The sequence below is a fragment of the Paenibacillus sp. EKM206P genome, from assembly GCF_011066155.1.
Lineage (GTDB): Bacteria > Bacillota > Bacilli > Paenibacillales > Paenibacillaceae > Paenibacillus > Paenibacillus polymyxa_D.
In genome coordinates, this window is sequence record NZ_JAAMNQ010000011.1 from 88170 (window position 1) to 102054 (window position 13885).

The window sequence follows — 13885 nt, forward strand, 5'->3', positions numbered from 1 at the left end:
AGAAGCTTGATGAATATTAAAAACAAAATATGGTTTAAAACAGCATTGTTGTCCATTTCCTTAGTCCTGACATCAGCGAGTGCTATTTCAGCTATCATCCCGATGATGCTGAACCAATTACCGGGAGTCTCCAGTTCACTGATTGAAAGCATAGTTACAATCCCATCTTTCTCGATGATGCTGTTTGTGCTGTTGAGTGGCCCGATCTCTTCCCGCTTGGGTAAAAAAAATACAATCCTGCTAGGACTTTTGCTCGTGGTCATCGGCGGAATACTTCCTATGCTCACTACGAACATTACATGGATTCTCGTGTTGCGTTTGGTGCTAGGTGCAGGTCTGGGGATGTTCAATTCGTTGGCTGTCAGTTTAATTAGTGATTTTTTTGAAGGGGACGAACGTGCTCAATTGGTAGGTTTTCAAAGCGCTGTACAAGGGCTCGGAAGCAGCTTGGCTACCTTTGTGGCAGGACAGCTTGCCCTAATCGACTGGCCGTTTGCTTTTTTGTGCTATGCGATCACTATTCCTATCGCACTGTTGTTCTTTTTTATCATTCCTGAACCAGAGCGTGAGGAGCCTACAGTGAGCACGACAGGAACGGGCCAAAAGAGTGGGGGAATGTCCCTACCTGTACTTGGATTAGGGGCTGCACTTTTCCTGTTTATGACCTTTATCATGATTGTGTATACCAAAACAGGTATTATGATTGCTGAAAAGAGTATGCCTAACGCAGGGTTTTTAGGGACCGCTTTGACGCTGTTCTCCTTGTCAACTATGATTGCAGGCTTCTTGTTCGGTAGAATATATAAATGGTTCAGAAATTACGCACCTTTTATCTCCAGTTTATTAACAGCGACAGGTTTTGTCCTGCTGTGGTTTGCTCAGAATGTGACCATGGTTACGGTTGCCATGCTGATCATTGGCTTTAGCTTTGCGCTGTTTATTCCTTATATTTTTACGATACTAACTAAAATCGTACCTAAAGGCAGTGAGACGATATCTATTTCGATTGCAATGGTAGGCTCCAATTTGGGAGCGTTTGCTTCGCCTTATGTTATCAAGTTAGTTGGGGTGTTGTCTGGGAATGAAACTGCCTCATTTTCCTTTCTCGTCTCTGCGATTGTATTTATGATTGCTGCGCTCCTCTGTCTGGGAATCGCTATTAGAGGAAAGGGAAGCAAAACACAGACGGCAGTTCACAGTTAATGGGAGTCTGAAGGAGGAGTCTGTGTTTATGAACCTTCATGAGTTGGATCAGTTGCTGAGAAGTAAAACTGAAATTGAACTTTTACAACAGCAAAACAATCAAGTGATTAATGATCTCTCCAAAGAATCGGAAAATGAGCGATTTTTTGATATAAATCAGAATATGTATCGAATGCCTGCTTTATTTTTCTTCGGAGAACATGATATTTATATTAGCAAGCACAACAGGTTTGCTCCGATGCTGGAGCACATGCATGAATTTATTGAGTTAAACTATGTTTACTCAGGTAAGTGCAACCAAATCATAGCGGGTAAAGAAATTGAGCTTTGTGAAGGCCAAGTGTGTGTCCTCGATAAGGATGTACCGCACAGCATCGCACCTTTGGGAGAAAACGATATACTGATTAATATCCTCCTGCAAAGAGAAACGATTTCATCCCTATTTCTACAGCGGCTATCTAAGAAAAAAAGTTTGATCGGCGAGTTTCTTGCCAATTCAGTCCTCCAGCATCAGCATCATAATCACTTTATTATTTTTGAGTCACAGCATAATGAAAACCTTCAATATATATTGCGTAGAATCTTGATCGAATATTTTTCCAGGCAAGAGGATTCAATGGAGCTGGTCAAGGCTTATTTGTCCATTGTATTTGGGGAATTGGTCCGTGTATTGGAAAGCGAGCATAATATTCACTTAAACCAGCAGGAAAGTAATATTACTTCTATTCTGAATTACATGGAAGAGCATTATCAGCATTTAAGCCTCCAGCAATTATCTACTCATTTTAATTACAATAGTACGTATTTAAGTAATAAGTTGAAAAAAGTAACCGGTCTTACTTACACGCAGCTTATTGCCAACATTAAACTTAATGCGGCCTATTCTTTGGTAGTCAATACCAACCTGCCATTCGAAATGATCTTTAAGCAGGTCGGATATAACAGCATGAGTTTTTTCTATAAAAAATTTAAAACAGCGTATGGTGCCACCCCGCAGAATATCCGAAACAAACAAATGAGGAAATGAAGGATACACAAGGACGTCCAATTCTAATGGGCGTCTATATTTGTTATAATATCGGCAAATTCATAAGCGGATGTTTAATAGGGAGGATACATTTTGGAAGCGGTATTAAGACGGCACTGGCCGGAGTGGGACGGGACACTACAGAGACGAACCGGAGGTTGGAATAATACGACGTATTTTGTTAAGAGCGGTGGGCGAAGTGGGGTACTGCGCATCTACGATACACACAGGGATCGGAACAAAATAGAATTTGAGCATGCGGTTTTGCAGGAACTGAGCAGGCATTCTCTATCATTCAGGGTTCCAATGCCAATCCGAACGATTACGGGAGAGACACTTGCACAGGTTGAGAAGGATAGTGGAAAATATGTGTGTCTGTTCGAATACATAGAAGGCACATCCCCATCGGAGCAGGATCCTAGCTTTGCCTATTCTTTTGGCGAGGCTGCTGGCGAATTATCTGCTGCACTTGAAACACTCAATCTTGATATGACTCCAGTCTATCGGCCGTATTATGCTTTGCAGCAATCCTATCCATTATGTAACCGGGAAGTAATCCAAGGCTTTTGTTTAAACCCGCCGGAGCCTCTAAAAGATTTCCATGAGGAGCTGCGTTTGATAGGAAAAGTATATGAAGAGATTATAGATTCACTTCATGCATTGGAAGAGTTGCCGCATCAGCTTGTACATGGAGATTTGAACGCTTCCAATTTGTTGGTAAAGGATTCTGACCCTAGTCAGGTGGCTGTACTGCTTGATTTTGAATTTTGTACGCTGGACGTTCGGGTCATGGATCCGGCGGTCATTTTATCAGGATTTTTGGGACAACCGGAGGAAACGACAGCTGTTCGTGATTTTTGCCGGGGCTTCAGCCGTCAGGTTCGTTTAAGCCAATCCGAGGTTGACGCTTTGCCTGTGTTAATGCTGCTTAGGAAGGTAGACGTTTTTCTTCATTTTATGAGTCGCTTTCTGGAAGGAACAGATCAGCCACACGTGCTGCAAGAACAGATCAAACAGATCACGGCCGACTTGCTCCAACTGTCTACTAGCAGTAGCTGGATTCAGGAGGAGTTAGTCCAAGCTAGAATAATGTATGAATAAACGAGCTACATGCCGTGTTATGTTATAATTTCTGGAATAACAGAAATGAAGTCTACTGAATTGTACTCGGAACAGGAGGAGCAGATGAATAGTTGGTTAACGAACGCGTTACGACCCTATTTTGGGCTGGAGACGCTGGAAGAACATTGGGACGTAGTAGAAATTAAAGAAGGATATTTTATTTGTATGGATGGAGATGTTATTCGCAAGCGAATTTCTTCCAAAGAGGATGCTTATGGAGAAGCTGATGTAGAGATTTTTACTCGTGATCGGGCATTTGTTCTGCCTAAAACGGCTCGTGGCAAAGAGAAAAAACTGAATTATACAAGTGTTTCGAGCATCACAGCAGAAGGTGTGTCCTTTTCAGCAGGCATTCGAAGAGATCGTAATATTAGTTATGTTACTGCTGTGAATAGCAAAACTGGCGTGAGATTGCCCATCACTGGATGTGAGCATTTACATAGTAAAGAAGAGATCATCGATTGGCTTCAACGTTACCCGTCGCTTGTGCCTAACGACTATGATCGTAAGGTGGAACGATTGAAGCATATGAAAAACCTGCGTTATAAAACCATTCCGGGAGACATCTTCCGCGTGGAAATAGACCTTTTTACAGATGGCTATGTACTGGTCGTCGGAGATTTGCGCCAAATGCAAAAGGATCAGTTGTTTGCAAAGGAGAGCATATGGAATAGTGTCATGACAATGCCTTTGTTCGTACGTCCGTATTTGTGTACAAGTCGTGACCGTTCAATAACTTTGGAATCCATCACGGCCGCCCCGTTATCTGATACAACCTGGATTGTCATGGATGATTCCTTTATGCGAGGGTCCTACGAGCGGATAGGGCATAAAGCGTTGGCGGAAGAGGATATTGTGTTTCCGATGGGTTACGGCAGTAGCATAGATAGCAGTAAAGAAAGAATATATAGACTGTCCTGGGGAACGGGCACAATTTCCAAACCGGAAGAAAAGACAGTGTTCAAGTCTTCGCGCGAATTGTTAAATAACGGTGTATATTCAGGTGTCATTGCAGACTGTTTTGGTCCTTGGGAAGAGCGGGAGTGGCACCACACGCTGGATAACCCGTTGTATCGGGAAGAGCGCCGAAAAGCACTGGCCGAATTCGGATTCCCGGAAGACATTTCGTACGATGAGTTCAATCGCCAAACAGGAGGACTGACGCGTTCGGAATATCTCGCATATTTGACAAGGACTTATAGCGGAAAAAGAAAGATGAAATGACACGGTTATACATCCTTTTAGGAGGTACGAATGAAATATCTTAAAGATTGTCCGGAACCAGGCATGGGAACCTGGTATTTTGAAATAGACTCAGACGGCGTAGCCTATCGGCAAATTGTGATCCAGGATGACGGTACTTTTATTGCTTCTAATCGTAAGCACGAGCAATATCATTTCTTGTTAGCAGAGAAAGCGATTGATGATACAGAGCCCTATTATACGAAAATTACAAAAAAAGAGTTTGAAGAAATCTGGTCCAGCAATCTTCACACCTCCAACAAGGAATGGCATCAAGTCAAAACCGCACTGCCGGTTGGGACTAAGGTAACTGGATATATTGAAGCCTTTTTTCCACACGGAACACTAATTCATATTTTCCAGCACAATGCAGTCGGATTGGCAGACACCCATTCATATGCGGAAAAGGCCCCATCCGAGTGGATGTATCCGAGGCATGAGATCACGGCGATTGTCCAAGGCTACGACGAGCTGAATCAGTGGGTGATTTTAGAGCAAACGCAGGTTTTCGAAAATCAGTTCACAGGTTGAAAGATAGATACGGAATACAGGAAGGAGAATGGATATGCATACGTTAACGGTTGATGAGCTAATGGATCAGGACAACCATGCATGGGAAGAGGTCAGAAACATTCTGCAAGAAGGGAATAATCCATATCGCATTGTACCGGCAGAATCGGAATCTGTTAGGGGAGATTCGCTCTACCGTTTGCAAGTGAGCACAAAATCGTACTTGGGAACGGTTGCCTATGAAACAGGAGGGATCATATTTGACCACGGATGGATCACCTTACTGGGTGCAGGTGGGCCTGAAATTTACGGTAGTTTGGCTTCGTGGAACGGGCTGCAAGAGCCAGCGAGCGTTCCTGCACTTGGGGGAATGCTGATTGTGGCCTATGATGCAGCAGGTGGCTTCTTTGGATTGGATACAGGGAAGTTTGGACGTAGCGGCCATATCTACTATTTTGCACCGGATGCATTGGAGTGGGAATCCACTGAGCTGGCCTATTCCGGTTTCTTGAGCTGGTTGGCTGAGGGGGATTTGGGCTTGTTCTACCAGACATTCCGTTGGAATGGTTGGCAGTCGGATATGGAGCAACTTCAGCCAGGAGAGGTATTTGCTTATTATCCGCCGCTATGGACTCAGGAAGGTGGCGGAGAGACCAGCCACAAATCACCTATAGCACTAACAGAAGCGTGGCAGGCGGTGACGGATCGGGAATAGCCGCGAGTGGGGAGGGGGACATAAGATCATGAATCATTCCATTCAATCCAAACTGATGCAGCTTAATGAAATACTTTCTCAAAATAACATTGACCATTACTACATTTATGATTATACAAGTCGCCCCAAGCTGGTACTAGCAGGGAGCTTTGACTTTAGCTATTATCACAACATAGAGATTACATTTTACGAGGTCTCGTTTCTTTCCTGTCCGGGTGGTGTATTTTCAATTGAATGCTTTAGACTGGCTAATGACAAGGAATCGGAAATGTTAAAAACTGTCTCTTACGGATTTCTTGAGGGGCCTGTGATTTGTATGGAGGATCAAACGTTTGGTACCCGATTTTTCATTGCTGCGGAAAGCTTGGATTACGAGCTTAAGACCGTTTTTTACTATAAACGTGAGAACCTTCAACCTCATGAAAGTGTGGCTGAATGGGTTGAAAAAGATGGAGAAGGTTGAAAAAGATAGCAACAACAACTTTTAGAGACGTCAAGGTAGGAGGGTGGTTATTATGTGGAGTATTCACTTTGAACATCAATTTATAAAATGTCCGGAAGCAACTGGTGAACAAATCGCGAATTTTTTGAGCACATGGAACATCAAGCTATCGGAGCAGGAAATTCACGAAATCCAACAAAGACAAGTGAACCCTTTTCCGAAATCGTCTCCATTTTATGATCAATATAAACCTTTAGATCCTGTGAGCTGGCATTTGCCCCAAGGGCAATTTCCTGATAGCTATATGGATTTTTTGAGATACTCTAACGGCGGGGAGTTTCAAAATGGAGAACGTTATTTCCAGTTTTTCAATACTGAAGATTTGAGAGAAATGAACCTCGCCTACGAGCTGCCAGAGTATATGCCGGGTGCCGTGTCGTTTGCGATGGATGGATGCGGTAACCACTATATGTTTGATATGAGAGAGGAAAAAAGAAACAATGAATATCCCATTCTTTTTGCTCATTCTGGTAGTTTGGGATATGACGAATGTGAACAGGTTGCCCATTCATTTATAGAGCTGTGTACGGAAAAATGGGCATTGTATTGATATCTTGACTAAACATACGCTTTATTCCCCCTAATTCATCCAGTAGAAAATGTAAAACCCGCAAGCTGGACCCTTTTTGCCAGGTCTATTTTGCGGGTTTTTAACGCTACTTATTTTCATTTATCATTTCCATTAAAACTTGAGAGACGATCGGTAAGGTGGTAAAGCCGTCACTTTGTAAAAAGTGTCCTCCATGATCTAATTCGTGAAAATCAGCCTGGATATCTTCCGCTAGTTTCTTACTAAGTGCAAAGGGGACAATCGCGTCGTCCTTTGAAGCTATAACTACACGCGCTTTTAGCGAATCCATGATCTGCTGATGATCCAAATGGTCATTTGTAAATTCATCTAATGACGGCAGGCTTGGCAATGGATCAGTAAAACCGGAAACGAAAACGGCACCACCTAGTGGTTCCGGGATATTGACTTGCTGCAGGTACCTTAATATGGATACACAACCCAAGCTATGACCAATAAAATAGGTGTCTTTATGTAAAGCTTTAATATTTTGCAATAGATGCTCAATCCACTCATTAAGTTTGGGGGCTTGCGAGTTGGGCATATCTAGTATATTTACCGAAACCCCGTCTTCCTGTAATTTATCTTGTAACCAAGGAAACCAATGATCTGTTGGCGAAGCTGTGTATCCGTGGATTATATATACTTGTTTTTGATTTTGTAGGTTTGTCACAGTGCTTTTTCTCCCATTATTCAGTGTTTAGTTCATGCATCAGCTTATAAATCTGACGGGTTGTGTTCACATTCCGCACCGTCATTTGCTGATACAGCTTGGTGCCGACTAATTTCGTTAACCCGCTTTTTGTGACTTGTTCTTTGCTGACAGAAAACAGAATGGCTCCGGTCGTATAGATGACATGTCCAATTCCCGGTTTTAAAGGAAGGTTGTCCAGAACGGAAATATCGTTAATTTCATCCCACAGAAACATTACATCACTTTTCATCTGTGTATCATTAGCCCATTCATTCGGCAGTGCCTCCATAATGCTCTGAATCTCCTTCATATTACGGACGATGACGCGGATGGGTAAGCTAAAATCCTCCAGAATCGCCTGTTCCAGTATGAGCGATAGCTCCTGGTTGGGCCGCTCCTGACTGGAAAAAATAATGTTTCCAGAATTAATGTAAGTCGTCACATGCTCCATACCTGCATGTTCAAACGTTTGCTTGAGCTTCTTCATCTCGATTTTGTTATTGCCGCCAACATTGATGCCCCGCAGTAATGCGATATAGATCATAAAAAGCTCCACCTCTCTTTAAACAAAAAGGAATTCTAACAAAGGGATAGGTAATTCAGCAAATACGTGGTTTGGTTTTCGCCCAACAAATGATGTAGCAATGGTTTTACGTGCTCGATATATGCTACTTTGGTTTCGTATGTATCTTCATCTATCAATTCTCCCTTAAAGGTACAGGCACCTTCAATCAGGATGGAAAAAGCCGTAAAGAAGTTAGCTAAAGAGTCAGCAACTTGCTGCGCTGCGCCACCTTCAATTGCAGCATATACAGGGGAAGCAGGTGCGCTAGTATCGACAATGACTGGATCATCATTAAACGTGGCAATTACAACATGGTGGGAGGGCCACGAAGATGACTCATGAACAAGCTCTCCAGATGTAATGAAGCGATAGCCCAGCTGTTGGCGATATAAATGTTCTGGTGCGACAAAAAAGAGAACAGCAGCATCCCCGATTTCAACGGCTGCATTTTTTAATTTGTGTGTTCCCGCTGCCTTAGCATCGATCATTTCATAATGGCTATATAGGTACTCCAGCTCAGGGGATAGAGGAATCCGCTTGTCCCAGCAATCTGTTATACTCTCTGAACGGGGCTGGATATAGTGGTCTTGGAACAGCCCGTAGGCTGCATTATATAAGTTTTGCTGGTGTACAAACCGGGTAATCGCTTCGCTTAACTGTTTCATAGGTGTGTATTCCTTTCTAATCGTAGACTATGACCTGTGACATCACGTTTTACTTTTAGCATTAAGATATCATAATATAGAAATGAAGAACATATGTTTCTGTAATTATGCTACCTTGTCAGTCGATCCAGAATAATTTTACAATATAGGAGTTCGAAAATAAGGTGCATGGAGGAGAGAAATGTCTTTTTCTATAATATACGATTACAAATTAAGAGCCTACTTTAATGAGCGCATTTCTGATTTGAATCATGAAGATCTATTTTATTCCTATCCTGATCAAGAGCAAAATTTAAGAATATTAACTCTGAATATAAACGAGCAGAATCATATTTCTTTAGTACGATGGCACGATTTATTTGATAGGTCGCTATTTACCAAAATGGATCATCCCATTTTAAGCGTAGCGGATGCTGAACGTCTAATTCGATTGCTTTCGCTCATGTTTAACGTTTTTGATATACATAAAGATGTTGCTTATAGCCGAAAAAACTTATGTTGTGTTTATTATCAATATCAAGTTTCACATCTAGCAGAGAGAGGCAATGAATTCTCGCTTACTCAGGACAGACTATTTTTCCTTCACCAGCTTTTATTTGAACTGGGTTTAGGTGATGACATTTATGATCGTCTAACGATTGAAAATAATAAGATACTGTACAGCATGGAAGACGGACAGCAGTATGATTTGCACATTCTAATTGACATGTTGCATGAGCATATTAACAAAAATAAGATGGATATGGATACCCGAGCAGCGCTGGGGAAAATAAAAATTTTGCAAGGACAGTTGGTCAACTTCATCTTGGGCAGTCATGATGTATATGATTTTCCGTATGATGATTTCAACAAGTCGTTTGCAGAAGCAACGATGTTTATACAAGCCTATAACTCTAATAAAAATAGGGTATTAGAGGTGCTGATCGACTCTATTAATGAGCATCAATCTCCAACAGAGCAGTTCATCTCCAATATGATTTTGATGAATTACTCCTATTTTGTTCTCAAAAGTAATCCTAGCGAAATTACATATCTTAAACTATTATGTAAGAAAAAACCGGGAGTTTTTATGAAAGTATTGACTGCATTGCTTGAACTCAGATTTTTTGTCGATAAATCCAGCTTCACAAATACGGGTATAAATTATTATTTATCCAGATTAAAAGGGGTTAAATGATGCCATTTCATCACGTTTCTTTACCCGATTTACCACAGACTATCGGACGTCTTACGGCCATTCATCCACTAAAGGGTGGCTCTCAGGGAAGCATAACCCTGCTAGCACTAAACACACAGGCAGAACTGTGGAGACTAGAACTTCGCTCTGGCAGCGCAGAATTATGCACACATATTTGTATTCCTGATTTTAATCCCCTGCAACCTGTCCAAATGGTGACCAGTCCTGACGGCAAGTACGTGGCGATCTCCAATCGATTTGGCCGACATGCGGCAGTGTATGATTTAGTCCATGCTCAAGAAAAAATGCAATTATCACGGGACGAATACCACTACGATAAAAGTATGTTCCCCCTGGCATTTGTACATCAAGACGGTGCATGTATCCTTGTTCATGGGACGGAATGGAATCGGCTGGATCTGACGGATGTAGAAACAGGGAGGCTTTTGACAGCAAGACCTACCCCAGTTTATAACAGCGAAAACAAAGATGAGCATTATCTAGATTATTTTCATGGGAGGCTCCTGACTTCTCCAGAGGGAAAGTGGATTGCGGATACGGGATGGGTATGGGCTCCATTAGGAGTAGTCCGAACTTGGTCCTTATCTAATTGGCTGCTGAACTCATGGGAATCGGAGAATGGTCCGTCAGTTCGCCATCTTTGGCAAACCATAGATTGGGATGGGCCAGTGTGCTGGACAGGACCTGATAGATTGGCGGTTTGGGGACAGATGGATGCCGATTTACTGGAGGAGGAAGATTGGGGAGAGGAAGGAGTGGAACCGGCGGTTGTCCTATTCGATATGACTCAGCCCGGGTACCGACGCGTGCTTCCTGCAATCCCGCCTTTAAATTGTAAGCCTGAAGAAGACGGGATTTATCCATATCCCCAAGCGGATATGGTCGTTTCTGGCGACCGATTATTCTTATGGGGGAAAGGAGTCCCGCTTCAGGTATGGCGGCTTTCAAGAGGTGTGCGTGAAGATGTAGATACGGAGCGATTTCCACTCATTTACCATCAAGAGGCAGGAATTTTCATTGAATTAAAACCGGATAGCGGTTGTACAGCCTTAAGCTACGAATAAATGGCGTTACCGGATTTTCTTCCTTCCAGTGATATGGAAATATATGCATTAGCTATAACAATTATTAAAGGAGTGTACATCAAAATGGCACTGATCAAGGATCGTTTTTATGGAAGTCTCGCTGGACTGGCCGTGGGTGATGCTTTGGGAACCACTGTGGAATTCAGCAGTCCAGGTACATTTGAACCTGTAACGGATATCGTGGGCGGCGGTGTCTTTGGGTTAAAGCCGGGGCAGTGGACCGACGATACGTCTATGGCACTTTGTTTAGCCGAGAGTATGGTGCAAAAAGATAGCTTTGATCCAGCGGACCAAATGCGTCGCTACACCAATTGGTATCACCTGGGATATATGAGCAGCACGGGAACGTGCTTTGATATCGGCGGTGCTACGAGAGCAGCATTGCATCGCTTCGAGGCCACTGGAGAGCCGTACAGTGGGTCCGTTGACCCCATGACTGCTGGTAATGGCTCGATCATGAGGCTTGCACCTGTTGCCATGGCCTATGCGAACCGTCCGGAAGAGGCCGTGATGTACGCCGAACTGAGCTCGCGAACCACCCATGGAGCAGTCGAAAGTGTGGAGGCCTGTGCTGTGCTTGCTTCAATCCTTGTGGCAGGTCTGCGGGGAGCGGACAAAGAATCCATGTTATCAGCCGACATCTGCTATAAGTGGCGGCGGCAGGAACAGCCAGCTTATTCGGCAGCCATTGAAGAAATCATTCAGGGATCTTACAAGGATAAGGAGCCGCCCGAAATACAGGGAACCGGCTATGTCATTCGTTCCCTTGAGGCTGCGCTGTGGGCATTTCACCATTCGACTTCGTTTGAAGAGGGGGCACTGCTGGCCGTAAATCTGGGGGATGACGCCGATACGACCGGGGCGGTGTATGGGCAAATTGCAGGAGCTTATTACGGGCTAAGCGGTATCCCGAATCACTGGCGTGAGAAGCTGGCGATGAAGGATATGATCGATGAGCTGACTGAGGCTTTATGGCAGAAGGCCGACAAGGGCCAGACACTTTAAGAGGGACATCTATAAAGATCAAGCTGGGTTGCTTTTATTATGAGCAGAACCCGGCTTTTTTTGTTCCCAATATTTTTGCCGATGCCTCATCTCTTGGGATCACTATCCATATCGCCATACTTCCGCCCTCCTCAGTAGCATGTTGTTATGACAAAATGAAGTCCAGTACAAATCATACTTCACTTTACTGATCTTTCAGAGGAGGAACTACATTGTCACATCTAAATAAACAGCTTCATTCATTTGTTGATATTTCCAACTATACTAAAGGGTTTGAGATTGTTTCAACCCAATTTGGCCCTGATGGGCGCGTGTATATTTTGCTAATTGATAAAATCCCAGAACGAGTACGAGGGATGTTCCCGCCTGCCTCTCTTAAAGAGAGACGTACTTACAAGATACTCATTATAGACGATCATATTGAAGAAGTGTATGTGGAGGGACAGCAGTTTAACTATCATTATGTACAGCCTCTACATCATCATCTACTGCTCGTCGGAGCGCGTTGTCATTATTATGGAACCGGCCAATATGATTTAAATGGTAAAATTATTGATTATGAAGGCCGTACCATAAATGAACTACTGCTTGGAGACGGTATCCAGAGTGTTCAGGTTACAGGGGAAGGTACGATCTGGACCAGTTATTTTGATGAAGGTATATTTGGGAATTATGGTTGGAATGAGCCTGTGGGGTCCTCCGGCCTTGTCGCCTGGAATAAAGAAGGACACAAAATATATGAAAACCAAGCGGCAGACATTCATGATTGCTATGCTTTGAACGTGGTCAGCGAACAGGAAATCTGGTTTTATTACTATTCAGACTTTTCGTTAGGGCGTATTTCCGGTAGCGACCGTACGAATATTACGTTTATGAATCCGAGCATTTCCGGCTGCTCCGGGGTGGCTACAGATGGGTATCACTTTTTGTTCGATGGCGGGTATGGAAAGAACGGACAATATGTCTTGAAAAAGAATGTGAAGCCAGGCAACTTAAGCAAAGGACAACACATTCGATTTTTAAATGACGATCAAGAGTTCCTTCAGCCGCACGAACAGGATTTCAGAAAAGACCGCCTGCTGCTCCGAGAAGGTTCTCTGCTGTATCAGGTGACTATAGGAGAGTTAGCGTAAAAACCCACGTCAGACGTGGGTTTTTCTTTAACACCAAAAATGCTTATTCATACGTTTTTACAAGCTCATTCAGGGAGGTAATGGTGCTTCCTTCTCCAATAGCACCGAATTTCCACTCCCCTCCATAGCGGTATACTTCACCTACACGGATACTACACATCCCTTTATAGTCCTCTGTCAAGTTGTATCGGAGAATCTCTTCATCTTGGGACGCATCCAATACTCGAATATAAGCATTGTTCACCATACTGAAATCTTTACGTCTACCAAAGCTGAAAAAACGGAATATATTCACAATAAATACGACTCTATGCACTTCCGGTGGTAGTTGCTGGAGGGAGACGGTAATGACTTCATCATCACCGTCGCCATGTCCTGTCAAGTTGTCACCACTATGTACGACGGCCCCACAAGGGCTATTTTTGTTTCCGAAATATACTAGATTTTTCGTCTGGGTCAGCTTGCCGTTCTCATTAAGAAGCAGCGCTGACGCATCAATATCCATGCTTCTACCCTTCATAGGGTCCCATCCAAGGCCTACTTTTAGCACGGATAAGTATGGATTATTTTTGGTTAGGTCTACCTTCTGTCCTTTAACTAGACTAATACTCAACGTTATGCCTCCCTATCATTATTTTCGTTCTACTCTGA

Annotated in this window: 16 protein-coding genes; 12 read left to right on the forward strand and 4 right to left on the reverse strand. The window is 43.2% G+C overall.

Going from position 1 to position 13885, the window contains the following annotated elements; genetic code table 11:
- Positions 1 to 9 precede the first annotated feature (9 nt).
- From G9G53_RS19880 to G9G53_RS19915, 8 genes are all read left to right on the forward strand, one after another.
- On the forward strand, positions 10 to 1203 hold the full coding sequence (locus G9G53_RS19880) for an MFS transporter (RefSeq protein ID WP_165149771.1): 1194 nt from the start codon (positions 10 to 12) through the stop codon (positions 1201 to 1203).
- 28 nt (positions 1204 to 1231) lie between these two features.
- Positions 1232 to 2230 (forward strand): AraC family transcriptional regulator, encoded by a 999-nt coding sequence (locus tag G9G53_RS19885; RefSeq protein ID WP_029515487.1) that lies wholly within the window; start codon positions 1232 to 1234, stop codon positions 2228 to 2230.
- A gap of 93 nt (positions 2231 to 2323) precedes the next feature.
- Positions 2324 to 3331 (forward strand): phosphotransferase, encoded by a 1008-nt coding sequence (locus G9G53_RS19890; protein WP_029515486.1) that lies wholly within the window; start codon positions 2324 to 2326, stop codon positions 3329 to 3331.
- Positions 3332 to 3415: 84 nt separating this feature from the next.
- Complete coding sequence (locus G9G53_RS19895) at positions 3416 to 4576, forward strand: immunity 26/phosphotriesterase HocA family protein (RefSeq protein WP_165149773.1); 1161 nt, start codon at positions 3416 to 3418, stop codon at positions 4574 to 4576.
- A gap of 30 nt (positions 4577 to 4606) precedes the next feature.
- Positions 4607 to 5125 (forward strand): hypothetical protein, encoded by a 519-nt coding sequence (locus G9G53_RS19900; protein ID WP_029515484.1) that lies wholly within the window; start codon positions 4607 to 4609, stop codon positions 5123 to 5125.
- 34 nt (positions 5126 to 5159) lie between these two features.
- Positions 5160 to 5819, forward strand: coding sequence for a DUF2625 domain-containing protein (locus G9G53_RS19905; RefSeq protein ID WP_165149775.1), 660 nt, complete (start codon positions 5160 to 5162; stop codon positions 5817 to 5819).
- A gap of 28 nt (positions 5820 to 5847) precedes the next feature.
- Positions 5848 to 6282 (forward strand): hypothetical protein, encoded by a 435-nt coding sequence (locus tag G9G53_RS19910; protein ID WP_165149777.1) that lies wholly within the window; start codon positions 5848 to 5850, stop codon positions 6280 to 6282.
- Between the two features lie 52 nt (positions 6283 to 6334).
- Complete coding sequence (locus tag G9G53_RS19915) at positions 6335 to 6871, forward strand: SMI1/KNR4 family protein (RefSeq protein WP_165149779.1); 537 nt, start codon at positions 6335 to 6337, stop codon at positions 6869 to 6871.
- Positions 6872 to 6977: 106 nt separating this feature from the next.
- On the opposite strand, the gene G9G53_RS19920 is transcribed toward G9G53_RS19915, so the two are convergent.
- The 3 genes from G9G53_RS19920 to G9G53_RS19930 are packed head-to-tail and all read right to left on the reverse strand — an operon-like array spanning position 6978 to position 8813.
- Positions 6978 to 7562, reverse strand: coding sequence for an RBBP9/YdeN family alpha/beta hydrolase (locus G9G53_RS19920; RefSeq protein WP_165149781.1), 585 nt, complete (start codon positions 7560 to 7562; stop codon positions 6978 to 6980).
- A gap of 16 nt (positions 7563 to 7578) precedes the next feature.
- Complete coding sequence (locus G9G53_RS19925; RefSeq protein ID WP_165149783.1) at positions 7579 to 8127, reverse strand: DUF1697 domain-containing protein; 549 nt, start codon at positions 8125 to 8127, stop codon at positions 7579 to 7581.
- Positions 8128 to 8162: 35 nt separating this feature from the next.
- Positions 8163 to 8813 (reverse strand): hypothetical protein, encoded by a 651-nt coding sequence (locus G9G53_RS19930; protein WP_029515479.1) that lies wholly within the window; start codon positions 8811 to 8813, stop codon positions 8163 to 8165.
- Positions 8814 to 8994: 181 nt separating this feature from the next.
- Between G9G53_RS19930 and G9G53_RS19935 the strand changes: the two genes are divergently transcribed.
- From G9G53_RS19935 to G9G53_RS19950, 4 genes are all read left to right on the forward strand, one after another.
- The gene (locus tag G9G53_RS19935) at positions 8995 to 9990 is read left to right on the forward strand and encodes a hypothetical protein (RefSeq protein WP_029515478.1); all 996 of its coding nucleotides are present in this window, start codon (positions 8995 to 8997) and stop codon (positions 9988 to 9990) included.
- A complete protein-coding gene (locus G9G53_RS19940) occupies positions 9990 to 11075 on the forward strand; it encodes a hypothetical protein (protein ID WP_165149785.1) in 1086 nt (361 codons plus the stop codon). Before G9G53_RS19935 ends, G9G53_RS19940 begins: the two co-directional genes overlap by 1 nt.
- 84 nt (positions 11076 to 11159) lie before the next feature.
- The gene (locus G9G53_RS19945) at positions 11160 to 12101 is read left to right on the forward strand and encodes an ADP-ribosylglycohydrolase family protein (protein ID WP_165149787.1); all 942 of its coding nucleotides are present in this window, start codon (positions 11160 to 11162) and stop codon (positions 12099 to 12101) included.
- Between the two features lie 212 nt (positions 12102 to 12313).
- Positions 12314 to 13234 (forward strand): hypothetical protein, encoded by a 921-nt coding sequence (locus G9G53_RS19950; RefSeq protein ID WP_165149789.1) that lies wholly within the window; start codon positions 12314 to 12316, stop codon positions 13232 to 13234.
- A 43-nt stretch (positions 13235 to 13277) separates the two neighbouring features.
- Here G9G53_RS19950 and G9G53_RS19955 read toward each other — a convergent pair whose 3' ends face one another.
- On the reverse strand, positions 13278 to 13847 hold the full coding sequence (locus G9G53_RS19955; RefSeq protein ID WP_069010531.1) for a TerD family protein: 570 nt from the start codon (positions 13845 to 13847) through the stop codon (positions 13278 to 13280).
- Positions 13848 to 13885: the final 38 nt, after the last annotated feature.